Here is a 25716-nt window from a genome sequence, read left to right on the forward strand (position 1 = left end):
ATAGTTGAACATTTGGGTTTACACTAGAACACTGCGATTGCAGTACCATCTTCCGATCGCTGGTTATCCCCGGATTTCTTTGATCAATTTTAATAAGGATGATATCCGGTTATAAAGGCGAGCGCTTCGCTTCTACAGATTGGTACTGCACTCTCCGTTATCGTGTAAAAGTTTGATACAACTTCATTGGTAGTAGTAACAAACAACTTATTCGCTTGAATTATTATCAACCGATCGCTACATAACCTAATTACTTTTGTCCGTAATACGCGTCTTTTCCGTGTTTTCGCAGATAGTGTTTATCCAAAATACCTTGCGGCAGTTCCTTCGCGAAGTTATTTAACTGCCGCGCGTACAGGTTCATTTTGCATACTTCCTCCAGCACGACACTGTTTACTACCGCAGACTTGGCATCTTTCCCCCACGTAAACGGCGCATGACCATGGAGCAATACTGCTGGAACTGCCATAACATCAATGCCACGCTGTTCAAACGTTTCAATAATGACGCGCCCCGTCTCCGCTTCGTATCCACGATCAACCTCGTCCTGATTCAAGAAACGTGCACAAGGCACCGCACCATAGAACGTGTCCGCATGTGTGGTGCCCATCACAGGTACGTCCAGTCCGGCTTGCGCCCAGATAGTCGCCCACGTGGAGTGTGTATGCACGATGCCGCCAATCTCCGAGTAATGCTTATATAGTACGGCATGTGTTGCGGTATCCGAGGAAGGTCTCATCTCACCCTCCACCACGTTACCGTCCAGATCAACCACAACCATGTCGCTTGCTTTCATCGTATCGTAGCTGACGCCACTTGGTTTGATGACGAACAGACCGCTTTCCCGATCAATTGCACTGACGTTACCCCATGTGAATTTTACAAGTCCGTGCTTTGGCAGTTCCAGATTCGCCTGGAATACCTCTTCTTTCAGTTGTTCTAACATGTTATTCCCTCCCGTTCTCTAATAGTGCGTGTTCAAAAAGTCGGTTTTCAGTACCGAGAAGATGGGATGAAGCTAGAAATGGAGTAGCGGAGCGTAGATAGAGCTACGTGAGCAACGGACATTTCGGCTGAATTCCATATTCGATGTTGATGATGCCACTAGGCATCCTCCGTAATCAAAAGCGGTCTTTTTGAACAACCTCTACCAGATGATCTACGGCTGATTGCTCAATCGCAAGTCCACTCCGGTAGCGTTCGATAAATGCTTCAAACCCTTTCACATCCGATGCATCCGGCGCCACTTCGACTCCCTCCACATCGTTAAAGACTTTCTGCTCCAGGAACACATCCAGGCTCTCCTCTTGATCCTTGTTGATCATGTACGAAGCCAGAAGCGCCATGCCCCATGCGCCGCCTTCGCCAGCGGTAGACATTACCGACACCGGTACGTTCATCGCAGCAGCTACAATCCGTTGCCCGACGACAGGCGTTTTGAACAGGCCACCGTGAGCCAAAATGCTGTCAATCGCCACATTCTCTTCCTCCGTCAAAATGTCCATACCCAACTTGAGTGCACCGAAGGCACTGAACAGATGTGTCCGCATGAAGTTTGCCAGATTGAAGTTGCTTTCCGGGGAGCGGACGAACAATGGACGGCCTTTCTCAAGTCCCGTAATGTTCTCACCTGAGTAGTAACCGTAGCTGAGCAAGCCACCACCATCAGGGTCTGCCTCCAAAGCCTTGTTAAACAACACGCTAAACAACTTGGCATTATCCACTTCATATCCCATTGCTTGAGAGAATTCACGGAACATTCCAACCCATGCGTTGATATCACTGGAACAGTTGTTGGCATGCACCATCCCTACTGGGCTACCATCCGGCGTGGTGACCATATCAATCTCGGGGTACACTTTGGACAATTCCTTCTCCAGTACGATCATCGCAAATACGGATGTGCCAACGGAGATGTTGCCCGTACGTTTTCTCACGCTATTTGTTGCCACCATACCCGTTCCCGCATCGCCTTCTGGCGGGCAGAGCGGAATGCCTGCTTGCAGATCTTGCGAAGGGTCGAGCAACTTGGCTCCCGCTTCCGTCAATACACCTGCATTCTCACCCGCGAGATATACCTTGGGCAGAAGGTCCTCGACTTTCCACGGATAACCTTTGCCTGCGATCTGTTCGTCGAACTGTTGGATCATGGATGGGTGATAGTTATGTGTAGACTCGTCAATTGGGAAAATGCCTGATGCATCGCCGATCCCAATCGCCTTATTGCCCGTCAGCAACCAGTGGATGTATCCAGCCAAAGTTGTCAGGTGATCGATCTGTGGCACATGCTCCTCTTCGTTCAAAATCGCTTGATACAAGTGGGCAATGCTCCAGCGTTCCGGAATATTGAATTGCAGAAGTTCCGTTAGCTCTCTTGCGGCTGCTCCCGTCGTAGCGTTACGCCAGGTGCGGAAAGGTACCAGCAATTCGCCAGCCTCATCCAATGCGATATATCCGTGCATCATGGCCGAGAATCCGATGGAACCGACCGTGCGCAGCGTAATTCCGTATTTCTGTTCCACATCTTGCTTCATCTCACGATAAGCCGTTTGCAGACCTGTGATGATATCCTCCTGGTTGTACGTCCAATATCCATCTTTCAGGAGGTTCTCCCATTCATAACTGCCTGAAGCGATGGTCTCAAAACGCTCATCAATCAATACCGCCTTAATCCGCGTTGATCCAAATTCAATTCCGAGCGAAGTAGCGCCCCTGGTAATGGCTTCTTTCAAGTCCAATTGACTCATAATCACGTGTATCCCCTCTCCGGTCGCGATTTCACATCCCAAAGGATGCATATATAAGGTGAAGCTTCTACTTATGGCAGTAGCTAATAATGAATTTTGTATAAGAGGTGGTTCAAAAAGTCTGTGTTTTCAAAGAATGCGCTTTCCTTTTCTGACAGCCTTAGTATATTTTTTGTACGTACATTTGTCAATAATATATAATAGTTATACTTACAAAGGACACATATTGTACTCTATTTAACCATTCAAAGGTCTTATATGTCTATAAATCGGCTATGCTGTAAGGTACACCTCCATCCAAAAAGGCTGGATATGTACGGTTTATTTTGAAAAATGTTCGGTTTTATTTTCATCCTATCTGAATCATGCTAAAATATGTACGTACAACTATTTGAACTACAACGTTGATATAGATGAGTAACGATGAAAGAAGTGGACTACGTGAAGCCAAAATATCAGGTCATCATTGATGATATTAAGAGTCATATCCTTTCGGGGACATATAGCATAGGCGAACAGATCCCAACCGAGTTGGCATTACAGGAAAGCTACAATGTAAGCCGCCAGACGGTGCGGAAGGCTATTTTGGAGTTATCTAATGAAGGGTTTTTACGAAGCGAAAAGGGGTCAGGAACCTACGTTAGCAATCAATATCGATCACGATCAGGCGGCAATACGTCGAAGAAAACGATCGGTGTGATCACGACATACATCTCGGATTATATCTTTCCGTCCATTATCCGCGGCATCGAGAGTCGTCTGAATGAGGACAACTACTCGTTACTGCTGGCCAGTACCAATAATGATGTAGCGCAGGAGAAAAAAGCCCTCGAAATGATGCTCTCCTACGGCGTGGATGGCCTAATTGTCGAACCGACCAAAAGTAATCTATACAACCCAAACATTGCATACTACCTGTCCTTCAAAGAGCAGGATGTGCCGTTTACGATGATTAATGCGTTTTATGAGGAGCTGGAGGTTCCGTTCTTCTGTCTGGATGATGTACAATCCAGCTATCTTGCCACTCGGGAATTGATCGCCAAAGGCCACACCCAGATCGGCATTATTGCCAAAATGGATGATCTACAAGGCAAGTACCGGATGAAAGGATACATCAAGGCACTGGGTGAAGCGAAGTTACGGTTCCATCCTGAGCAAGTGCTTTCCTTTGATACCGCATCGAAACCAGATTTATCCTCTAATGTAGCAACGTATCTGGACGAAAACAGGGATTCGCTCACCGCGATTGTCTGTTACAACGATGAGGTGGGACTGGAGGTCGTGCACGCCTGCAGGCAACTGGGCATCTCGATCCCCGATGAGTTATCCATCATTGGACAGGACAATTCGTACATCGCCAAGAACGCCAATATCAGGCTGACAACGCTAACCCATCCCCAAGAACAAATGGGCCGCGATGCTGCCGACTGGGTGATCAAGAAGCTGCAAGGCAAAAAGGATCTGCCGACAAACACCTACTATCAACCAGTGCTGGTTGAGGGGGAGACGGTGAAAGAGATCGAAGTGGAATAATATTGTTGTGGGACGGGCGTTAAGTTGTTACCGTGCGTTTCTGTCCAACATACTCAAAGAAGGCCGTCAGAATATCTGCGGCCTTCTTTGTTTTTGTTCAATATAATGAGGGATTAACTTCTTCTTATATATATATATCTTCTCTAAGCGAAACTACTTCTCCTCATCCGCTTCATCACTCACCAGACTTACAACGACGCCTTTTTTCTTCAATTTTTTCACAACCTGCTCTGCACGCTCATTTAACGGATTGTTAGCCAAATATACCTCTGTTAGATGTGGGATGGTTTCGAGCACTGCAATATCCTCAATGAGGTTATCTTCTACATATAGATACTCCAAGGTTGGATGGTTCTTGAAAGGTGTCAGATCTTGAATTTTATTATCATTCATAATGACCCATTCCAACTTTAATTTCTGAAGAGGACTTAGATCAGTCACCTGATTCCCACTGGCGAGTAGACTGGTTAGCTTACGCATATTTTTTAATGGAGCCAGGCTTTTTATTTTGTTATCGTCCATAACCAGATTTTGCAGATTAGTCAGACCTAAAAGTGGTGAGATATCTGCAATCTGATTGCCTTCAACAGCTAAGAACGTCAATTTTTTCATCTTGTTCAGTGGCTTAATATTTTTTATATTTTGACCAGGCAAGAATAAATCCGTGATATTAACGGCATGTTCAAGACCTTGCAGGTTAGAAATTTTACTTTTTAATTCCATAGCATATAGGGATTTTAATTTTTTCAAATCGGTAGCCTTTATTTCCTTCTTAACAGACAGCTTCAAATCTGCTCGAATAACTTTGGCCAGGACCGGGTCTTTGATAAGCGACGACGCAGCCAAAACGCTCGTTGCCGGTAATAATACAAAAACCAAACAAACTACGATCAACTTTTTGATGAATTGATTATGCATGTAGAATCTCCTTAACATTATTTAATAATACAAATATACCATGATCTGGAATGTAATACATAGATATTATCTTCATCTTAATTTATCAAAAACCCTCCTGCTCTCATCCTATAACTGTTCCGTTAAGAACGGATAATGGACTACTTCATCAAGGAATGTAACCCTCTGTGCTTCATACCGGAAAACTTGTGGCTGAGGGTAAGCCCGCAGAGGATAACCGCCCCACAGGTTAAAGACATTTTCGGATTGGAATGTACGGTCATAGAAGACCCCGTCTCGGGATCACCGATGGTGGTGCCTAAAGGGCGATTTCATGCGAGATAGACAAATAGCGGCAGTTGCGACAAAGATCCCTTTGTCCTAACTGTCGCTATTTTATTTCGTCCACCAGACCTCTTCCTCAGTCATGCCGCTTCCCTGAACAGTTATTCTTATCTCTCCCCCTTGCTTCGCTCTCTTGGCTGTTATGGGCACTGATCAAACATCCACTCTACAATGAGGACTACACCAAAAAGCCATACGGATGATGGTCCGTACGGCTTTTTAGCGATTTTTTCTTATACATAAACACATGCGTGAATAATGAATGACGCTGAAAATGTTACTTCCAAAGCTCTTCAGCAATTTCCTTAATGAAGGAAAGCTTGCGCCATTGTTGTTTCTCGGTCAGATGGTTGCCTTCTTCCGTGGAAGCGAAGCCGCATTGTGGGCTCAGGCAGATTCGATCCAGATCAACATATTGTGTAGCTTCCTCAATCCGTTTCAGGATATCTTCCTTGTTCTCCAACTCTCCGAATTTGGAAGAGAAGAGGCCAAGTACAACCTGCTGATTGTCCTTCAGGAATCGAAGTGGCTTGAAGTCTCCAGCCCGTTCCGTATCAAACTCCAGATAGAATCCAGAGTAGTTATCGATGCTCAGAAGTGTCTGCGCAATCGGCTCATAACCGCCACCGACTCCTGCAAATGTCGAAACATAATTACCGCGGCAGACATGAGTGGTTACCACGAGGTCTTCCGGCAGGCCAGATACCACATCTTCGTTCAGTTTTGCGAGTTCATTGGCGTACTCTTTCACATTAACACCAATCTGCTCCATCACTGTGATGAACTGTTGGTCACACAATGCACCCCATGTGCAATCATCAATCTGGATGCTACGGCAGCCGGCTTCATAAAAAGCCAGGATGGATGCTTTGTACGCTCCGACAATGTCCGAGAGAAGCTCTTGGCGGTTCGGATAGATGGCCTGTGTGCTTTCCTTATTATCTGCCCGGTCCAATTCGAATAGGAACTGAGCTGCTGCTGGAATGGACTGACGGGCAACAACGTCTTCCCCAGCCGCTTCTTTCAAGAAGGCATAATGCGCTACAAATGGATGACTGCTATAGCTGATTTTGCCGCTCAGACGAGCTGTTTCCGGTCTGGATGTCGCACCGTTGAATCGGTAGCCTTCCTCAATGATCGTCCGCTCTACACCATCCAGTCCCCAGAAAAAGTCCAGATGCCACCAAGAGCGGCGGAATTCGCCGTCCGTTACAGCCTGAAGGCCAACCTCTTTTTGCTTCTGTACAAGTTTTACAATCTCGGCATTCTCCACTTCATTCAACTGTTCCGTGGTAATTTCGCCGTTCTGGTATTTTAATCGGGCATCCTTCAACGTACTCGGGCGCAGGAAACTGCCAACAATATCATATCGAAATGGAGTGACTGTTCGTTGTTTAGGTTCTGTTTGTAGGCTCATAGTTTAATCTCCCCGTTTATCATTATAGAATTAAATATAACATATCCGATCGGAATAGCTGTTCTACGAAAGAGTTATAGCCCGCTATAGGTATTAGCTATAGCGGGCTATATTTAAGGAGACTCTATATACAATCATGTATTCAATCTTACCTGACCGGATGTCCGGAACAGGATCTTAACATCTATGATTTCAAGTCAACGTAAGAACGATTTGATCCCCCGAACGGGTAATTTTATAAATCCCCTCTTGCATGTCGATGCCATAATGCTTTTTCAGCAACCACTTGGCGTTGAGATCCGTCTCGACGACCACCAGATAATCGTAGCCGCTCAGAAGGTTATCCATATTATCCTCATAGAACAACACGATCCCGTCCACATGTGGAGCATACAAGAAATACTTTCCTACATATTGCATGTAATAATTCGTGACCTGCTGGTCCCTGTCTGAGGCGTAGAAGAGATATCTATTATTATCCACCTGCCCACCTGGATACCACCGATCACCGGTAACCGCATGAATCTTGTAAGGGAGCGTTGTATCATAGCTTTGGGCGATAGACACGATACCATTGTATTCAGACAAAAGGATGGTGGCCGCAACCGCCATACAACCGATGATGCCTTTTTGATAATGACCTTTCGTCTTGACCGTCTTAAAGGATTGATAATCAGGCACCTCACCGATCCGATAGTGGAATGATCGCTCCAGGTCGATCGCAGCACACAACACCAGCCCACCGGCGAACAGTACCACGATACTGGACGCATAACGCTCAAATCCTGCCAGGACAATTGCTTCATCCAGTGGCATAGAGAAAAGATACAGCGCCAGAATACCTGCATAGTACAGTAACAGAACAACGTCCAAAGCAATTAATGCTTTCCACAAGTTCCACTTCTTCTTGAGCACAACGATGGCAAATACAGAAGCTGCGATTGCGATAAGTTGAAAAATAACAATGCCGATCACGGGCCGTGTCGTCAGATCCGTACTGGCCTTGAGGAAAGTCCACAGAATCTCACGCATCTGCTCTGGCGTTTTGCCCGCCTGTATCCCCGACGTAGCCACATCGAACTTGTTATCAATGCCTTGGAACACCGTTGCCATTCGCCAGCTCCAGCCGAAGTAGGGAATGAGCGCACCGCAGATCGTACCCACGACAGCGAGCGCTGTTTTCCAACTGAACTTTTGTTTATGTTTTAGCCATGAGTACACTAGGAAAATCAGACCGATCGCAGCGAAAATAATACCCGTGCTTTTGATAATGGTCAGTAAGCCCGCAAGCGGAAGAACGATAATACATGCTTTTTTGATCTCATTACGATATTGGTAGATCACCGCCAAGATGGCGAGCGCGTAGATCGGAAGCAAGAAATCCACGAGCAGGTTGGTGATCCGAATCGTAAGATTGAAAAACGAAAGTGTAGATAACCCGAGTCCGAGAAAAGCGTACAGAAGAAAGCGTTTCTTCTCCGAAACGATGCCGAACATGGCGTAAAAACAGGAAAAGATCAGCAAACCTTGTGCCAAGAGCATTACGGACTGGGAGTGCCCCATGAAGCGACAGACATAATAAATGAAAGACGAAGTCCCCAGCGGATAGTTTTTAAAATCAATCAGGTTGGAGTCTGGCGTCGGAAAGGCATCTGTACTCAACATCTGCTTCAATACGATAGCCCAGTGGGAGAAATTATCGTAATGTGTTAATTGGTTCTGAAAGAGTACCAGCAAGAAAACGAAAGTCCCTGCCAGGAATGAAAATTGGAATATGGAAAAGGACAACCTTAATGATGCCCCTTGGCGTAGCCTAAGAATCAACAGCCACCCATACAAAAGCAAACCTGCAATCAGGATGACAAGGCTGCCCGTAAAGAGCTGCCCTGCCAAACCACTCAGAAAAACAAAGCAAGCAATCGAGGAAAACACAAATACAGGGATGAACTCCCAACGTAGTGAAAGTGCCTTCCGTACAAACTGCATATATCCAAGAAAGGAGATTATCAATAAAACTCCCATCACAAAATGAAGCACAATGAGCATCTTTATCTCTCCTAACCCTCTCTGGTGGAACGATCGGAATGTGGCTGAATCAGATCCGTCAGCAATTGCTCGATCAGGCCCTTCTCCACAATATCATCGATATTCTCCACCGAGAGAAGCACTTCACGCTCACGGGCTGTCGTTTTCCCCGTATGTTGCAAAATAACTTCGATATTACTCTTTGTATAAAAAGTAACGACCGCTCCTGCCGCAATATCACCATGGAAACCCGTCGCGGAGAAGAAACGATAATTGAAGCTGTGCAGCGTACAGCTAGCATCATTGGTGAAATGAACTGGAAGCTGAAGGGAAAGCCGCGGCATTTTTCGCTGATCCGATCTGGGTTGAACAATCCGTTTTTTCACATTGCGTAACATATCGTCATAAGCCGTATCCCACAGATTCATCTGCTCTGGCAATGAGTGTTTACGGTCGTAGATGATTTGCATGTATTGGCGGTTATCATTCTCATCAATCGGCTGAACCGTTGCGGAGTAACGCCAGCCCTCTCCATCCTGTTTCACATAAACGATGACTGCATCGAGATTGGCCTCATAGCGGTCGGTTTTGACGACCAAAGAGATGATTTTCTGTTCAGCCAAATAAATGGGATAAGGGACATAGAAGGCAATACCTTGCTCTGATACATCCACCGTCTTGGCCTGATATCGCAGATTGTTGGCTTGGTCGTGAATCGTGACATCTTCCTGCGCCCGGATCCGTTCTGTCTCCCGATACGCACGGCGGCCGATCATGAAGAACAGGGCGTAACACAGCGCAATCATGTTATGAATTAGCCAGAAAATAATGATACTGCTGAAGAACAGCGCAATGCCGTACTTACCATTGACATACCGAATCACGGCTGCAATGGATAGCAACAGCAAGAAGATATGCGGAAGTGCATATAACAGAGCAGACATCCATTGTCGACCGCTTGCTCTGCTTTTGTTGGTAACCTTGAATTTTTTCTCACGAATACCCAGCGTTTCCAGGAGAACCGGCCAGATCAGATAAGGCATGAATATGGTATCGATAACCTGACTCCATCGCTGATTCCGAATATTGCTGGACAGATACCGCATGGATACACTGTAGAAGAAATAGGATGGAAGCCAGAAGATTAAGATTTGCCAGAAGGTTGTGTTCACAATCTGGAAGTCGAATAACGCAAACAAAATAGGGGCCAAAATGAAAATCAATCGGTTAAAGAAGGACCACCAGTATAAGAAACTGCTTAAGTAGGTCACTCTCGTCCAGAAAGGGAGCTTTCCAGATATGGGTGCACGCGTATTCTGCAGGCTCTGAAGGATACCCCTTGCCCAGCGAATCCGCTGTTTAATCATGCTCTTCACTGTTGTTGTCGTCTGCCCGGCAGCTTGAACCTCTTGAGTCGCATAGGTAATATAACCTTCCTGCTGCAAGCGGATGCTTGTCTCAAAGTCCTCAGTGATCGTATTGAGCGGAAAACCACCGATGTCTTCCATACCCTGCCGTGAAATAATTGTATTACTTCCTGTATAGGCCACCGCATTGGAGGCATTACGCAGGATGTTCACTTCTCTGGAGAAGAAATCCTGTTCATTCGGAATACCTTGCTCTGCATACAGATTAAACTGGAATAGATCCGGATTGTAGAAGCTTTGCGGGGTCTGTACCAGACCAAGCTTGAACTTAGGGTCCATCTCTTCCTCTCGGCGAGGACGCCATACCTCATTCTCCTTAATGAACGTGGAGAGCATGAAATAGGGGACCGTTTTCATCAAAAAGGTGTGCTGTGGAATCATATCTGCATCAAACGTTGCAATGAGCGGCGAAGAGCTTTTGCTCAGTGCATTGTTCAGATTACCAGACTTGGCATCCTTGTTTCCGGGGAACCCCAGATATCCCACGCCAAACTGTCTGGCAAGCTCCTCCACCTCAGGTCTTGCTCCATCGTCACAGAGATAGATATGAACCTTCTGCTTGTCCGGGTAATCCATGAACGTACAGGCATTAACGGTTTTATATAACAGATCAACGGGCTCATTATGCGTAGCAATAAATACATCCACATCCGGATAATACTCCGGCGGAACGATTGGAAAATCGAGCTGTGTACGTTCTTTTTGCATCTTTTGAAAGAATAATTCAAAGGTTGTCAGTACGGTGACCGTTTCAGCCACAATCAGCAGCATACCAAAAATGACGTTTAGTACGCCTTCACCCCATGGCAACGTAAAGAATGTACGCCATACCAAATAAATCGACATCAGGATCATCGTGATGACAAAAAAGATATTCTGTCTTTTTTCGTTTTGCACTACAACTGCTTCCTCCTTGCTGCAAATACCCATCTTCGCTGCAATTGGAAACTGAGCAGGAACAGCAAGGCATCACAGACGAATTTCGCCAATTTCTCATCTACGAAGAGAACGGTGTGGAATATATATACGCCGGTACTGGAAAGCAAGATCACCACTCCGCATAACGTTAGATAGCGCCATAGACTGCCCTGGCTATCCTCCTTGCGGAATACAAAGTGTCTGTTCAGTACATAGTTGACCACAATGGAAATAACTCTCGCAATCACGGTTGCAAGCAGAATTCGTAAATAGTGCTGCTCACCCAACATGGGCCGCAATGCGTCGATCAAAAACCAGGCGATGCCCAAATCCACAACAGAACTGGCCACCGACGATGAGATGAACCGCAGGAAATTGGAGAACAACACCCCCATGACCCGAGCACTATCGTGGATTGCTTTAAAATGAGTTCCCGCATTGCCATTTTCATAAATGACTTGGATTGGCGTGGTATGAATCGGTATGCCAGACTGAATGCACGAGATGAGCATCTGAAGCTCATATTCAAATCGAGTGCCGCGTACATCCTGCATAAACGCAAGTAACCCGGGACCGAAGGCACGAAGCCCAGTCTGGGTATCTGACAGCTTTTTACCATACAGCATGGCAAAAATAAAGGAGGTCATCCGATTGCCTAACAGGGACTTTGACGGTATATTCCCCTCGCTGAAGTTCCTTACCCCGAGCACCAATGAGTCCGGATGAAGCCTTGCTTCTTGGGCTATACGGTAGACATCCTCAGCCGCGTGCTGTCCGTCTGAATCAGCGGTTACAACGAAGGAAGATGCATCGAATTGCTGAGCAATATACTGAAATCCTGTCTTAAGTGCCGCACCCTTCCCCTGATTTTCCGTATGTGTTAGCAGAGCACAGCCATTCTCACGAAGTTCCTCAAAAATCGACTGGTAGGCCTCACCTGATCCGTCGTCCACAATAACAATATTGGTCAAGCCATACTCTCGCAATTGCCGTACATAGGCTGGAAGTCTCTCATCCGGTTCAAGTGATGGAATGAGGATGATCGTTTCGCCGTTTTGTTTACCTATAATCATCCCGATAAGCCTCAATTCGACATATTTCAACAATTTTTTTGAATATTGTGAGTATAACATCGAAAAGTCATACAGTAAACGAATAATTTGTATATATATTGGTAAAAAAGTCTCGCTTTTTTACAAACTAAATCATAGGCGAAAAGTACTAGTTGCGGGGTAGTCTAGCACTACTCGAACAATTGCACATTTGGCTCTCGCTTCAGCGCATGTACCCGCATGGAAAGAGACACATGGTGATGGTCGCAAACACGAAAAAGAACCATCCTGTAATGTACAAAGATGGTTCTCCGATTCAATAAGATTGTCGAGATTAAGTAGTGTGTACGCCTTGCAAGCATAGGAGTAACGCTCCTGATGCCCCTATTCTGCCGCCTCCGCCAACCATGCTTGCATAGCCGGAGATTCCGCCCGATTCAAACGTAAGGCAATTTCGGTACTGATCTCATCTGGTGGCATGACTTCAACAAGGACACATACGGACTCTCGCGGTTGATTTAAGGCAAATATACCTTCATCATCGAGCATTTTCATCGCCTGCTCCATGGCGTTCAGCCTCACATCCAACTCGCGATTCCAATCATCATTCTCCAGTTCCGCAATGAAAGGACGCTCGTTATATCGTTGTTTGACATTGTCAAAGTGATCATCCCCAAAACAACAATAGGGCGAATCCGCATACGACCATTTGATGAGATCCGCAATCGTGGATACCGGCGTATCACTTTCCTCTGCTTGTCTAGCCGATTCCAACGCCAAAGCTTCCCACGACCATGCAGAAATGCTTGGCGCATGTCCTTCGCCAGTAGTGTATAACGTACAATAATAGTAACGTTCACCATTTTCAAAAAGGGTGCAAAAAGACTTTCTGGCGGCAGCAGCGATCTCTATGGCCAGTGTCTCTATTTCTTGCATTGGCTTCATGAATAGAGTTCCCCTTTCCATTCGTTGATCATTTGCCCCTTCGATATAAATTGGCTATTTGGACTAGATACCAGACACCTGCACCCACAAGGGCAGCAAACACCAGATTAATGCAGCCGAACACGATGAGTGACTTTGCTTGGCCTGGACCAATCCGGAAAGCGGTAGCGAGCTGGAAAACAGCAGGTAGCAGAAACGCCAGCCAAGAGACGGTTACAAGCTTTTCTGTTCTGAAGCTCCACCACACTGCGGAACATGAGGCGACTAGCAGTACCCAGGTACAGATAAGCTTTAGGGCGAACATCATTTCGTCCCCTTCCTATTTCCCATGAATCACAAGTCCATATTTACTGAATATCCACGATTGGCTCAATTCGTGCATTGCATCATGGCTTATACGCACAGAGGGCTTTTGCTCCTTCATCGCATCTGCATCCTGGGCTGAGAAGCGAAGGGGTTTGGTCATTTTTTTGATAGAGTCTCTTATTTCATCGAAAAACGCATAGGTCAGCGGCTTATGCTCCCGGATATCCTCATAAATATAGTATTTTCCTTTTTCATCTTCCAAATTAATTTGAAAACCTTTCGGAAATGAAAGCAAGATACACGGCAGTTCATCCTCTGCCCATTGTCCGTAATATGGAAAAGAAACCCCTTCATTTCTCACAAAAAATCCTGCACTTTCTTGATCCGATGCAATAGAGATAGAGTAAACAAAGAAGGGATGGATGTCATCTCTCTTTTCTCCTGCCACAAAATACTGATAGAACGTCTGATACTCCTCGTACACCTGATTATAATCATGCTCTGTTCGGGCAGCATTGGTACGATAGAATTGCGCTTGCCGATGCTCCAAAAGCTGCAAAAGGCTTTTAAACTCTTGAGGAGTGATGAAGAATCTCAGTTTATAGAATCCGCTATTCTTTAATTTGTCCATTTCTTTTCGCTCACCGCCCTGTTTAGAAATGTTATGCCATTGACCTCAGCAGTTCGGATTCAACTATATATGTATCTTATTTCCATTATAGTGATTACCTTTCCTGAGTCTACCTACTTTACACCTGAATTTTGCGTATGAACTTTGAAAAGGTAGCGAAATATCAGGATCATTGCGCCTGTACGCGAGCAAAAGACATACGTGAGGTGAATTCCAGACTACTCGCCTTGTAAGGATGGGAGCACGGCAACATCTCATAATCAGCAAAAATTAGCCGTACGGATTATCACCCGTACGGCTAATTTTGACTTATTCAGCTTTGCGAATTTGGAATTGTTAAGGTTTAACTACAGAGAGAAGAGACTCATTCCCCTCAGAGATCACCGTCACATCTGGTGTAAACGTTGCATCACTTACATGTAGCGTTTCTCCAAGTTCCATAGTACTAATGTCAAATTCAATCGACGTTGGCAAGTGTCTCGGCAATGCCTCCACTTCAATAGAAGATAATTGAACTTGCACGACTCCGCCCTGTTTTGTACCGATCGGTGTGCCGTTGAACTTCACAGGAATTTTAGTACGCAGGATCTCATTGGTCTGCACCTGCTGAAAATCCACATGAAGTAAATCCCGTGTAACTGGATCACGCTGGAGATCTTCCAACAATACCGTCAATGAGTCTTTCTCTTCAAACTGCAGTTCGATAAAACCAGACGTACCCTGCTTCAACCATTTTTGAAATTGTATTGTTGGAATATGAATCATTTCATTCTCCGTATTTTTGCCAAAAACAATACCTGGCAAACGCCCGGATTTACGTAAATCCCTAAGCCGGGATGTATTTAATGGAATGCGGTTCTCCGCTTGAAAACTAGTAGTCATGCTATGTTCGCTCCTCTTTATTAAATGATATTTTCACATTTTTCATACTCATCCAACCATCCCCTGTTGGGGCTAAAGAGAGAAACATAGCATCACCACCTCCATATACGATCCAATTGATTTTAAAATACATTTAATGTAAGCACCCATAATATACATGAAGGCACTCTACTCCGAAGAGTAGAATGCCTATGGGATGCTTCAACCCTATCATAGAAACATAGATTTGTCGATTTAACCCGAAGTAAATGACAGAACATCGTCTATCACGTCTACACTCCATATGGCAGAAAGGGCCCTTCCTTTGTCAGGAAGAGCCCCTATTAATATAAAATTTGAATAAGTTCTACATTATGAAGCTTTTGCTGCAACAGCTTTTTCAATTAATGCTTTTGCAGCGTTAGTAGTCAGACCTTGTTTAGGTTGAAGTGATTTTTTATCTGTTCCAGCAAAAATACCTTTGTCAATCAGTTTTGCCATAGGTTTAATTGCATAGGCAGACACGGATTTACCATCTTCGAAACTAGCAATAATCGTAGCAGCGTCTTTATCAGTCGCTTGATCTTTTACCAATTTAGCAAGAATGGTAGCAGCTTCTTCACGCGTGATATCCCGATCAGGATAGAAGTTTCCACCATAACCTTGGATGAATCCAGCATGCGTAGCTTCAGCAATCGCATCTGCATATGCAGCATTAGCCGCAACATCCTTGAATGCAGGTGCTGTAGCTACTTCGTTAAGTTTCAACATGTCGACCAGAGCACTTACAAATTCAGCACGAGAAATGACTTCTGTTGTTACAGGTGTTTCTGTTGGCTCGGTAGATGCAGCCAGGTTTGTGATACGTCCTTCATTTTTAGCTACGATGCTACCGCCTTTATACGTATCTACGATGTACTGGTAGAATACATCCAGATCGATAGGACCTGCCAGGGATGATTTAGCATCGAGCAGCACTTTATAGTTATCTCCACCTGCAGCCATAAAGTTGTTAACTACAGCCGTATATGTTTTTGCAGGATCAATCGTTGTGCCATCTTCCAGACTAAGACCCGTAACACGTTCTGCGACCGGCTTATTAAAATCTGCAGTGTATTTCAAACCAGAGATTTGGAGTGTTTTGGTATTAGGTGTACCGTCAGCATTGGTACCCCATTGCTGCTGTAACAAGGTTTTAACCTGTTCGCCAGTCAGCTCAAGTTTTACTAGAGTATTACCAAACGGTTGGATTTTGGCAAGATCAGCAAAGGTCACATCGCCTTGTGGCAGATCCGCACGAATACCGCCTGGATTCATAAATGCAAAGTCAGCAGCACTTGCCTTATCCCCAAAGTCTGCTTCACGCATTGAATCTGCAATGAGATTGCCCAGAGGGGCTTCGTTATTATAAGCATCTGTACGGGTAACAGAACCATCCGTTGTACCTACTGGCTTCGTCAGCTCAGGATGCTTGTCTAATGATTTTTTAATAATCGCTAGAGATTCAGGGTCTTCTTTTACACCCTCTTGGAAAGTCGTTGTAACAGTCGCTGATTTTTCAGTTACATCCCCGGTAGCAGGGTCAATCATCAGCTTGATATCTTCAAAAGCCGTACCATAGGAATAAGCTTGAACGATCAACTTTCCATTCACTTCACCGTTAGCCAAAGCATGATTGTCACCTGCAACGATAACGTCAACAGGGGAATCTGCTGGCAAAGCTTTTGCCAAATCAGCCGCTTCTCCAGTGGTTACGCCTTCTTTGGTTGATGCTGGATCATGCGCCAAAACAATGATCGTTTCTACACCTTGGTCTTGCAATTCTTTGGCATATTTATTAACGGCTTCCACTTCTTCTGCTGCGCTTAAGAAACGTACGCCAGCTGTCCCTGATGGAGATACTTTGGCAGGTGTGGATTTCGTCACTAGTCCGATAAATCCAATTTTGACTCCGCCCACTTCTTTAACCACATACGGCTTAATCAATGTTTTTCCTGTGGCAGTCTCAATGACGTTTGCATTGACGTAATCAAATTTTGCACCGGCATGCGTTACCTTACCTTCTTTTGGATCAAGGCCACCAAAGATCTGTGCCTTTAAAGCAGCGACACCTTGGTCAAATTCATGATTCCCTAAGGACCCTACATCAAAGCCCATCATATTCATCCATTCCATGGTAGGCTCGTCACGATCCAGAGATGAGGCTGGAGCAGAAGCACCAACAGAGTCTCCATTATGGAAGAGTAGGGAATGTTCATATTTGGCTTGAGCTTCTTTGAGATAGGTTGCTAGAATTGGAGCTGATCCTGCCTTCTTATCACCCACGATTGATGTCGTATCTAACTGACCGTGGAAATCATTGATTCCAATCAAGTGTACTTCTACATCGTTACCTGCGGCAGAGACAGAACCTGCTGCGCCCAATAGTTGCGTGAGTAATAGTGCAGCGGTAGCTACACGCAGTGTGCTTTTACCCAAAACTTTTTTCCAAAACATGAATGAAAAAACCCCTCTCCAATTTTAGATCCTGAGATATTTTACCATAGTTCAATTCATAAAAATCATAAAATATATAAAATGGATGTAAAAATTTTGGAAGATTGATAGAGGAAATGAAAAACTGCATCTCGAGCTACGCCAAAATTAGTATTTAGCTTCAAATTATTCAAGCGAATAATAGTTTTTTTCTAACTCAGGAGACGAGAGGTTATGACGCATTGGACATAAGTGATAGATTCAGAATTTCATATAGAAAAATATGGCTTTTACATTTTTCGGTTGCTATAATGGAAAATAAAGTATGTATTTTCGCCTGATGATGCTACTCCTCTACTAAAGAACACTTAGCTTCCATCTCCTAAAAAACACACATCCCATTACATAATATGTATCAAAGATTTTCACACTTTCTATTAAAGGAGGTGACCGTTGGGAGCATTTTAGATCTTAGTTCCCGTTTTACACCAATTGAGGCTAGCTTTAACCATTATAAGAAAAATAGGAGCGTGTCCAATGAACAAACGACTTTTTCCCAGATCTTTTCGAATTCTTATGGCTTGCTTGTTGATTCTTGCATTTGCCGTACCAGCAACAGCTTCTGCTGGCTATCTTGGAGATAAGCTCACGATCGGCCAAAACATGGCGAAGGGTGATTATCTCACCTCCCAAGATGGCAGGTTCTCAGCCATTTGGCAGAATGACGGGAATTTTGTTATCTATCAAAACGGTTCTTCTCTCTGGAGTAGCGGTACCAGTAACAGTGGAGCTCTTTCGTTCAAATTTGAACCACAATACGGGAAACCTGTCATCTATAAATACGGCATGAAATATCAAGATGTATACCAATATGCTAATCGTTTTGGATTCAACCCCGCCACAGGTAAATTCGAATTTTATACAGGTTGGGGATGGGATAAAGTTTTGATGATTGATACTTCTGTACAGGTAGCTGCCTGGTCTCCCAATACCACCTCATGGATTCCAGGTCATCACGGGAGCAGCTTACCGGCTAACACAACGGGTGATACACTGGTCATGCAAAGTGATGGAAATTTAGTTCTCTATAACACAACCCTGACCAATGACTATTATCCGAATAGCTGGATTCCTGTCTGGGCTTCGAATACAGGCGGGCGTTAAAATTAGATCGAGAGCCGCAGGATGCGCGGCTCTTTTTTTGTTTCCCTAGGAAGATAAATTCATCCGTTATCTAAAAGAGGCCAACCGATGATAATCGGCTGACCTCTTTTAGATAACGGAGTACGGTACAAGATCCCTCATATCATCGGTCGGAATAAACTTGGCTAAATCGTAGGACAGTGGAATGCGAGAAAACTTTTTCAATTCTTCATGCAACAGAGAATTATTGTACCTTGATTTCCAATCAATCTAATTCAGCTCGCGAGAATAGGTCTTTTATTAAAAAATCATCTTCACATGCGCCCTTAAAGGCTGTTGCAAAACTAAGTATTGCTTCTCTATCGTCCGAATAGGCAGCGAACATATCAGCTTCAGGATCAAACCGCACGATATGAACTAAATGTGGCATTCGTTCTTTAAGAAACACTGCTGCTAATGAACCCCAATCATAGCCATTGCCCTCAAACCCCTCTTGGGATCGTGTTTGGAAAATTTCATGCTTATATTCGCCAACACCTAAAATCATGGATATGCTTCCATTATTATGTGAAACTAGCCCGAATGGATTTATTTCTTCATTAGCTTCTAACAAACCCTCATCCTGTTCAACGCTAGCGATATGAACCATTTCATTTCCTGCCCTGCCAGCGGCGTTGCGGCTCATTTCTAAAAACCTCCTGCCATGCGCATCTTCAGGGTCTAGTGCTACAACTTGTTCAAAAGTAGCTATCGCTTCCTTATACTGTTTAAGGTAATAATAAGCGTATCCTAATCGAAAATGCCAAAGAGGATCATGCTGGCCTTGCTTTTGCACAGATAAAAAATATTTGATTGCTTCCTTATAATTTTCTTGATTATTCAATGCTCTTGCCAAAAGGCAAACTAAGTCATAGTCCTTGTCTGCTTCGGGTATCTCCATAATTTTGTTAATGATTTTGTCGTGCTGGTTTTTGTTATGCCACAGAGTGAGTTGTTTCAATAGATCCTTATCCATCTTTGCATTCTCTCCTCTAACTTTAATCAGGTAATGATTTTAATTTGTAATTCGGTATGCTCATAGGTTTCAGACGCCAAGGAATCCCAATCGTGACTACCAGTCCCGTTCTTGAATGGCTACTTCTGTATCTATTTCGATACAATAAAAGGCTAAAATATCTTCGACAGTTTGTGCAATTGATTCTCTCGCAGCTGTTTCAATTTCGCTATCATTTTCATCAAATTCTTCTGCAATATCATTGATTGCGTTAATGGCGAAATTAAGCTTTGCTTGGATTTCTTCGATATCTTGGTTTCCTTGCTCCAAAAATTCAACAACTTTAACTAGTTCAGCTTTGACTTTATCTACAAGAAAATCAGGGTAATATTTATCAATATACATATCTTTTAAGTATTCCAGTGACGCACTATTATTATCTTGAACGGTGAGCAAAAATGGTTTAAAACTGTCTGCAACATTTACTACAACTTCCATGGGAACATCCCTTGCTTCGTTGAAAGTAGTTTCTTCGTTTATACCTTTCGATGTAGTAGATTGCTTAAGCTTCATTTTCTTTTGGGCGACTTTACCTCGGCTCCAATCTAATAATGTCAAAGTAGATTTATCACCTGGATCTAGCTTATCTGTAATTTCAAATTCTCTTAATGCTTCATCATATTGTTTAAGGTAGTAGTAAGAGTAGCCCACACGAAAGTGCCAAAGAGGGTCATCCTCACCTAGTACTGACCGTATTATAGTCTCTATCTGATTGAGGAATTTCCATAATTCTATCTACTATTTTTTCATGTTCATCTTCTTGATGCCAAATAATAAGTTGTGCGAAAGGGTCTTTTTCCATCGCTCTACCACTCTGCCTCTCTTCGTTAATGCATCCCTATCAAGTAAAACCGGAATTGTGTTTTTCCAATTATAACCTAGGGCAAGTGCAGGTGATAGATCCACTATTGAATTAATCTTCCGATTAGCATACCGTTACGTTTTCCACTTTTATGGCCCCCGTCGGAATGGGCATCCGTTAGCGAGGACAACATACAAAAAACGGATTTAATGATGATTTCTCATTCATAAATATCATAGAGCAAATCTTTAATTACGATGGAAGGATGAGCGAATGCAATCCATAAAGAGATTTTTCGTTTTCTTGGGGAAAATCATAGTACTGATCTGACTGATATTCTCCCATATCGATCCTTCTCGCAGTAAGATAAGCTTATTTTCATATATCGACAAATAAATGTGTTAGACTACTAAAAGAAGAATCGCCGATCTATATTAAAGACGCTACACAACTGGATGCAGACAGTTATTACGATAAACGTAGTTAGAAAGGAAACCCCATGGATAGTTCCTTGAAACAAATAATGAAATCATTATTAGCACCCGTGTTTCCCGGTGGAATCATAGCCATTCTGATATTTTATCTTGATTACTTCCAATTCGAACTTGTTGAGAAATTTCTACTTTATGCGGCTTTTGTCATTGTACCTCTTGTGATTTTACTTTTAAACCATGATGAAAAGAATAAACATCAACGAATGATTTATGCTGCTATGAAATGGCTTCAATTTCCCGCTGCGCTTCTTACCCTGGCCTCGGTAATGAGTAATAAGATGTGGGGGTTAGAAAGTACGGAAATCCCAGGAATTCTGTCTCTTGGATGGCTACTGTTCACACTGCTGCTTGGCATCTATGGCTTGACCACGATTGTAATCTCTAAAGGAAAAGCAGCTGAAATAGCGATTGGTGCGGGGCTCGTTTATTTTTTTATCGGGGGCATTTGGTTTACCTTATATCAATATCAATTGAACCTGTTCCAAGCTAATCCTTCAACGCACGCGTTAAGCTCGCTCCACTTTCATTTCTCATCTGCAATCGTTCCAATTTTTATTGGTGCACTGGGACGCATCATGAAGAAGAAAAGCTGGTATCCCTGGGTTGTTGCCATCGATATCATCGGACCAATCTTGATTGCTATTGGTATGATTTTCTCCAAGCCGATTGAATACATTGGTGTCAGTTTGTTCGCCTGCAATATTGTGGTTTACACCGCTTATCTCCTTGCTTACTTGAGGAAAAATGCTTTGGATATTAAGGCAGCCTTCTTCTTAGGCCTTTCTTGTCTAGCCTTTTACACGGTTGTTGTCATTTCCATCTTCTATCCATTACTGAAAAATATGTACTCCTTAACCATACTCGAATTTATTCCCATATACGGATCTCTGCATGCGTTTGGTTTTGTCTTATGTGGACTAATTGGTTGGGTGTATATGGTGGACTTCATTAAGGAAAAGGCTAACCAATCGGCTTCATAGGAGTAGTTTAGTCAGGTTCGTGCTATAATAGTGATCACATAAATAACATTCATCATTCTGCCGAGATGGCGATGATTAAGGAGATTGAATTTTGACGAACAACCATGATATTGGAGCAGTTAACGAACTACCGGAGAACTTTGAAGAGCTCAAACGAGCGGCTAACCGGACGTCAAGCTGGAGAGAAAGACTAAATGCGGTGAACGAATTGGGGAACTGGAATACAGCCCCTACCATTAAATTGTTGCAGCATGTTTTGAAAAATGATCAAGTGCTTCAAGTGCGCGAAGCCGCATATCACAAGCTCAAGCAGTTGGATGAAGATGTACAAATGCCTGCCAAAAACAAAGGTGAGCTGTTTAAAGGTACTAACAAAATTTTGCTACGGATTAAAAAAAGCCTTCCTGAAGGTCACACATTCGAGCAATTCAAGGAAAAACTGCAAAAGACACGTCTGGATATTTATGATACTTACGAGGGCGACAAAGATGCTGAGTTCGATTCCTGGCTCCATGGAATTTGGGAGACACTAGGTAGAAAATAGCCGACGTTCACCGTATAATAGCTGAGTATCAAGCCACTCCATCAATGGAGTGGCTTCTTTATTTTTTCAGCGTCACCTCCATCAGATGTGGGGGTATTTTCTCTCTAAAAAAGTCACCACTGTCAAACTGATCTGACAAAAAAATGCCCTGTCTACTGATTCTTAAAAATCAGTAAACAAAGCGCAAAGTTAGAGCCTACATTCAATTTCACATGTACATTCCCCTGTACGATGCGAAGTTGTGTGCTATAAGATTTATTCTGGTATATAAGGAAGATCCAGTGTCTTCGGAACGTTGATGACATGCTTTTCTGTATACGTGCGGATACCTTCCGCGCCGTATTCACGGCCAATACCAGATTGCTTGAAGCCACCGAAAGGGAACCTAACGTCGAGCCCCTGAACAGCAGCAGTATTGATCATTGTCGTTCCAGCTTCGAGTTGACGTGCAACGGAGATGGCATCCTCTTCTTTCCCCCACACAGAACTCGTCAATCCATATATGCTTTCATTGTGTAGATGAATAACCTGCTCTTCATCGTCAAATGGAAGAATCGGAACCGTAGGGCCAAACTGTTCCTCCACTACAATCGGATCATGAACATCGCAACCTAAAACAAGCGTAGGTTGTAAGTAGTAACCTTGGTCAAACAGCTTCTGATCCAGAATTTGACCGAGAGGGATGACCTTAGCCCCACGCTTTTGCGCATCTTCAACCAAACCAAGCACATAATTTTTCTGCTTCAGGTTATTAACCGGACCTACTGTCGTATTCGAATCAAATGGATCACCAATTCGAATCCAGCGATTTGCTGCCTCTATATATTTTTCCACAAACTCATCATAAATAGAACGGTGTACATACACACGTTTGGCAATCATACAGATCTGTCCTGCAGTCAAGAAATTAGAAATGACAATCCGGCGCATTGCTCGCTCATCATGAACATCAAAACTTTCCAAGAAGATAGCCGCATCATTACCACCAAGCTCAAGCGTCATATCCTTAATCGTTTCCGAAGCTGCTTTAATAATATGCTTAGCGGTCGCGGTTCCACCTGTAAAGGCGATTTTAGTAACAAGAGGATTACTAGTCAGTTCAACGCCCACATCCGCATCACCATGGACCACATTGATCACACCAGCCGGGAACTCACTCGCAATAATCTCTGCTACCTTCGCTGCCGCCAGTGGCGCATATGGGCTTGGTTTAAGCACAATCGTGTTGCCCGCAAGTAAGGCAGGAGCAATCTTAATGGTAGATAATGCAATGGGATAGTTCCATGGACTAATCGCTGCCACCACACCAATTGGATCATAGGAAAGAATCGTTTTACCATTCTCATGCTCTTTGATCTCTTCCTGTAGAGCCGATTTGGCTTCATTACAAGCAAACTCCATCCACATTAAGGAAACATAAATTTCACCGTGTGCATCATACAGGGGCTTGCCATGCTCTCTAGACAGCAAATGTACAATTTCATTCTCAGCTGCTCTAATCTTCTCGATCGCCTTGCGCATCATCGTAATGCGTTCATCAATGGAGGTCTGCTTCCATGTTTTAAAAGCCCCTGCCGCAGCTTCAATCGCTTCAACGGCTTGTTCTTTCGTAGTGACAGGGAAATAACCTACGATCTCAGTTGGGTTTGTCGGATTCTCTTTTGCTACCTGCGAAAGGGATTTTACATTCTGACCATTAATGAACGCTTCAACTATAATTGTCTCTTGGTCTGCTTGGATCGTCATTTTGAATCCCCTCCGTTATTTAGATGGATTAATTCCAAACTTCTTCTGCAATTTCCTTAACATAACGAAGTTTACGCCATTGTTGTTCTTCCGTTAAAATATTGCCTTCTTCTGTAGACGAAAAACCACATTGTGGACTCAAACATAGTTGCTCAAGTGGAACATAGGTTGCCGCCTCTGCAATCCGAGCTTTAATGTGTTCTTTATCCTCTAACTCGCCTGTTTTTGATGTGAGTAAACCAAGCACGATTTTCAAATCTTTTCGATTCACATATTTTAATGGCTCGAAACCACCTGAGCGCTCATCATCAAACTCTAAAAATAATCCATCTACGTTTAATCCTCCAAAGATAACTTCAGAAGCGTAATCATAACCACCCGTTGAGAAATAGTTCGATTTATAGTTACCACGACAAATATGCATCGTCACCACTAAATCTGCCGGTTTATGAGACAAGGATTCATTAATCATGCGCTGCATCGTTTTCAACTCTTCTGCCGGTTCCAGACCTTTGGCACGCAGCTTATCATGACCAGCTTCTGAGAATAGGTCTGCCCAAGCGGTATCATCTAATTGCAGGTAACGACATCCCCCATCATAGAAAGCTTGAATTGCTTTTTGATACGCCGCAATCGTATCCTGAAGGAATTGCTCTCGGTCCGTATAGATATTAGCGTCATTTTCCAATCGATATAGAAGCATGTTGGGACTTGGAATGGTCTGTTTCGCCACTGCATCACCTGCATGCTTTTTCAAAAATTCAAAATCCTTAACAAAAGGATGACTCGAAAAATCAACTTTACCCACAACACGAATCCCGCCCTTGCGAGTCTGCATGTTATGGAATTGAGGTCCATCGATTTCCTCATACAGCTCTACGCCATCCAAGCCGCCCAGAAAATCAAAATGCCACCAGCTTCTGCGGAACTCACCATCCGTAACGGCAAATACACCATTTTCCTTTTGCTTTTCAATGATTCGAATAATCTCTTGATCTTCCACAACTCTTAATTCTTCATATGTGATGTTGCCTGATTTATATTGTTCACGTGCCTGACTTAAATCTGCAGGACGTAGAAAGCTACCTACATGATCATTACGAAATGGTATCATATTTATTTCTCCTTCTAACTTTTTAGTCTAATGAGTATAGCATGATGAAAAGGAATGCTTGTTATATGAAAAAAGCATGGCTAGTCATAGCTTTTAACAATAGCTAAAAGACTTTAATACGCAAAAATCCACAACTTCACAGGGTAGTGGTTGTGGTTTTACCTTTTATCAATATCAATTCAGGCTAACATACACCTTCCTATCTCTGCCATTATAATTATTTTCTAGTATAATAACGGGATACAACAAACATTTTAAAA

19 protein-coding genes are annotated in these 25716 nt (G+C 43.6%); 4 read left to right on the plus strand and 15 right to left on the minus strand.

What is annotated here, in order from left to right:
* Window positions 1-250: 250 nt before the first annotated feature.
* Both J2Z28_RS13005 and J2Z28_RS13010 read right to left on the minus strand, forming a co-directional pair.
* Window positions 251-946: an L-ribulose-5-phosphate 4-epimerase gene (locus J2Z28_RS13005; RefSeq protein ID WP_036611813.1), complete on the minus strand. Its 696-nt coding sequence runs from the start codon at window positions 944-946 to the stop codon at window positions 251-253.
* Window positions 947-1121: 175 nt separating this feature from the next.
* Window positions 1122-2747, minus strand: coding sequence for a xylulokinase (locus J2Z28_RS13010; RefSeq protein WP_211082829.1), 1626 nt, complete (start codon window positions 2745-2747; stop codon window positions 1122-1124).
* 441 nt (window positions 2748-3188) lie between these two features.
* Here J2Z28_RS13010 and J2Z28_RS13015 point away from each other — a divergent pair, with 441 nt between their 5' ends.
* Entirely contained in the window at window positions 3189-4280 is a 1092-nt protein-coding gene (locus J2Z28_RS13015; RefSeq protein ID WP_211082891.1) for a GntR family transcriptional regulator, read from the plus strand.
* A 153-nt stretch (window positions 4281-4433) separates the two neighbouring features.
* Here the strand turns inward: J2Z28_RS13015 and J2Z28_RS13020 are convergent, their stop codons facing one another.
* The 9 genes from J2Z28_RS13020 to J2Z28_RS13060 all read right to left on the minus strand — a co-directional run bounded on the left by J2Z28_RS13020 (window position 4434) and on the right by J2Z28_RS13060 (window position 17600).
* On the minus strand, window positions 4434-5198 hold the full coding sequence (locus tag J2Z28_RS13020; RefSeq protein WP_211082830.1) for a leucine-rich repeat domain-containing protein: 765 nt from the start codon (window positions 5196-5198) through the stop codon (window positions 4434-4436).
* Between the two features lie 601 nt (window positions 5199-5799).
* Window positions 5800-6939: a 5-methyltetrahydropteroyltriglutamate--homocysteine S-methyltransferase gene (locus tag J2Z28_RS13025; protein ID WP_211082831.1), complete on the minus strand. Its 1140-nt coding sequence runs from the start codon at window positions 6937-6939 to the stop codon at window positions 5800-5802.
* Between the two features lie 192 nt (window positions 6940-7131).
* Window positions 7132-8985, minus strand: coding sequence for a hypothetical protein (locus tag J2Z28_RS13030; protein WP_211082832.1), 1854 nt, complete (start codon window positions 8983-8985; stop codon window positions 7132-7134).
* A gap of 11 nt (window positions 8986-8996) precedes the next feature.
* Window positions 8997-11288, minus strand: a complete 2292-nt coding sequence (locus J2Z28_RS13035) for a glycosyltransferase family 2 protein (RefSeq protein ID WP_211082833.1) — start codon at window positions 11286-11288, stop codon at window positions 8997-8999.
* Complete coding sequence (locus tag J2Z28_RS13040) at window positions 11288-12382, minus strand: bifunctional glycosyltransferase family 2/GtrA family protein (protein ID WP_211082834.1); 1095 nt, start codon at window positions 12380-12382, stop codon at window positions 11288-11290. The genes J2Z28_RS13035 and J2Z28_RS13040 overlap by 1 nt, the downstream gene beginning before the upstream one ends.
* A gap of 363 nt (window positions 12383-12745) precedes the next feature.
* On the minus strand, window positions 12746-13306 hold the full coding sequence (locus tag J2Z28_RS13045; RefSeq protein WP_211082835.1) for a DUF4303 domain-containing protein: 561 nt from the start codon (window positions 13304-13306) through the stop codon (window positions 12746-12748).
* A 319-nt stretch (window positions 13307-13625) separates the two neighbouring features.
* On the minus strand, window positions 13626-14243 hold the full coding sequence (locus J2Z28_RS13050; RefSeq protein WP_211082836.1) for a hypothetical protein: 618 nt from the start codon (window positions 14241-14243) through the stop codon (window positions 13626-13628).
* 336 nt (window positions 14244-14579) lie between these two features.
* Window positions 14580-15125, minus strand: a complete 546-nt coding sequence (locus tag J2Z28_RS13055; protein WP_211082837.1) for a 50S ribosomal protein L25 — start codon at window positions 15123-15125, stop codon at window positions 14580-14582.
* Between the two features lie 351 nt (window positions 15126-15476).
* Window positions 15477-17600, minus strand: coding sequence for a 5'-nucleotidase C-terminal domain-containing protein (locus J2Z28_RS13060; RefSeq protein ID WP_211082838.1), 2124 nt, complete (start codon window positions 17598-17600; stop codon window positions 15477-15479).
* Window positions 17601-18116: 516 nt separating this feature from the next.
* Between J2Z28_RS13060 and J2Z28_RS13065 the strand changes: the two genes are divergently transcribed.
* A complete protein-coding gene (locus J2Z28_RS13065; RefSeq protein ID WP_211082839.1) occupies window positions 18117-18743 on the plus strand; it encodes a hypothetical protein in 627 nt (208 codons plus the stop codon).
* Between the two features lie 244 nt (window positions 18744-18987).
* Here J2Z28_RS13065 and J2Z28_RS13070 read toward each other — a convergent pair whose 3' ends face one another.
* Together J2Z28_RS13070 and J2Z28_RS31800 are read right to left on the minus strand one after the other, a co-directional pair.
* Window positions 18988-19737 (minus strand): Imm51 family immunity protein, encoded by a 750-nt coding sequence (locus J2Z28_RS13070; RefSeq protein ID WP_211082840.1) that lies wholly within the window; start codon window positions 19735-19737, stop codon window positions 18988-18990.
* 96 nt (window positions 19738-19833) lie between these two features.
* Window positions 19834-20427: a DUF5713 family protein gene (locus tag J2Z28_RS31800; RefSeq protein ID WP_415841501.1), complete on the minus strand. Its 594-nt coding sequence runs from the start codon at window positions 20425-20427 to the stop codon at window positions 19834-19836.
* A gap of 650 nt (window positions 20428-21077) precedes the next feature.
* Between J2Z28_RS31800 and J2Z28_RS13080 the strand changes: the two genes are divergently transcribed.
* Both J2Z28_RS13080 and J2Z28_RS13085 read left to right on the plus strand, forming a co-directional pair.
* The gene (locus tag J2Z28_RS13080; RefSeq protein WP_211082841.1) at window positions 21078-22052 is read left to right on the plus strand and encodes a YndJ family transporter; all 975 of its coding nucleotides are present in this window, start codon (window positions 21078-21080) and stop codon (window positions 22050-22052) included.
* Between the two features lie 91 nt (window positions 22053-22143).
* On the plus strand, window positions 22144-22596 hold the full coding sequence (locus J2Z28_RS13085) for a HEAT repeat domain-containing protein (RefSeq protein WP_211082842.1): 453 nt from the start codon (window positions 22144-22146) through the stop codon (window positions 22594-22596).
* A gap of 255 nt (window positions 22597-22851) precedes the next feature.
* On the opposite strand, the gene J2Z28_RS13090 is transcribed toward J2Z28_RS13085, so the two are convergent.
* Together J2Z28_RS13090 and J2Z28_RS13095 are read right to left on the minus strand one after the other, a co-directional pair.
* Entirely contained in the window at window positions 22852-24342 is a 1491-nt protein-coding gene (locus J2Z28_RS13090; RefSeq protein ID WP_211082843.1) for an aldehyde dehydrogenase family protein, read from the minus strand.
* A 28-nt stretch (window positions 24343-24370) separates the two neighbouring features.
* A complete protein-coding gene (locus tag J2Z28_RS13095) occupies window positions 24371-25456 on the minus strand; it encodes a 5-methyltetrahydropteroyltriglutamate--homocysteine S-methyltransferase (protein ID WP_211082844.1) in 1086 nt (361 codons plus the stop codon).
* Between the last annotated feature and the right edge of the window lie 260 nt (window positions 25457-25716).

Origin of the sequence: Paenibacillus xylanexedens, assembly GCF_017874615.1 — a bacterium.
Taxonomy (GTDB): domain Bacteria; phylum Bacillota; class Bacilli; order Paenibacillales; family Paenibacillaceae; genus Paenibacillus; species Paenibacillus xylanexedens.

Excerpts from the sequence above, each read along its gene's own strand:
- J2Z28_RS13005 (WP_036611813.1), bottom strand. The coding sequence starts at position 946 with ATGTTAGAACAACTGAAAGAAGAGGTATTCCAGGCGAATCTGGAACTG.
- J2Z28_RS13010 (WP_211082829.1), bottom strand. The coding sequence starts at position 2,747 with ATGAGTCAATTGGACTTGAAAGAAGCCATTACCAGGGGCGCTACTTCG.
- J2Z28_RS13020 (WP_211082830.1), bottom strand. The coding sequence starts at position 5,198 with ATGCATAATCAATTCATCAAAAAGTTGATCGTAGTTTGTTTGGTTTTT.
- J2Z28_RS13025 (WP_211082831.1), bottom strand. The coding sequence starts at position 6,939 with ATGAGCCTACAAACAGAACCTAAACAACGAACAGTCACTCCATTTCGA.
- J2Z28_RS13030 (WP_211082832.1), bottom strand. The coding sequence starts at position 8,985 with ATGCTCATTGTGCTTCATTTTGTGATGGGAGTTTTATTGATAATCTCC.
- J2Z28_RS13040 (WP_211082834.1), bottom strand. The coding sequence starts at position 12,382 with ATGATTATAGGTAAACAAAACGGCGAAACGATCATCCTCATTCCATCA.
- J2Z28_RS13045 (WP_211082835.1), bottom strand. The coding sequence starts at position 13,306 with ATGAAGCCAATGCAAGAAATAGAGACACTGGCCATAGAGATCGCTGCT.
- J2Z28_RS13050 (WP_211082836.1), bottom strand. The coding sequence starts at position 14,243 with ATGGACAAATTAAAGAATAGCGGATTCTATAAACTGAGATTCTTCATC.
- J2Z28_RS13055 (WP_211082837.1), bottom strand. The coding sequence starts at position 15,125 with ATGACTACTAGTTTTCAAGCGGAGAACCGCATTCCATTAAATACATCC.
- J2Z28_RS13060 (WP_211082838.1), bottom strand. The coding sequence starts at position 17,600 with ATGTTTTGGAAAAAAGTTTTGGGTAAAAGCACACTGCGTGTAGCTACC.
- J2Z28_RS13065 (WP_211082839.1), top strand. The coding sequence starts at position 18,117 with ATGAACAAACGACTTTTTCCCAGATCTTTTCGAATTCTTATGGCTTGC.
- J2Z28_RS13070 (WP_211082840.1), bottom strand. The coding sequence starts at position 19,737 with ATGGATAAGGATCTATTGAAACAACTCACTCTGTGGCATAACAAAAAC.
- J2Z28_RS13080 (WP_211082841.1), top strand. The coding sequence starts at position 21,078 with ATGGATAGTTCCTTGAAACAAATAATGAAATCATTATTAGCACCCGTG.
- J2Z28_RS13090 (WP_211082843.1), bottom strand. The coding sequence starts at position 24,342 with ATGACGATCCAAGCAGACCAAGAGACAATTATAGTTGAAGCGTTCATT.
- J2Z28_RS13095 (WP_211082844.1), bottom strand. The coding sequence starts at position 25,456 with ATGATACCATTTCGTAATGATCATGTAGGTAGCTTTCTACGTCCTGCA.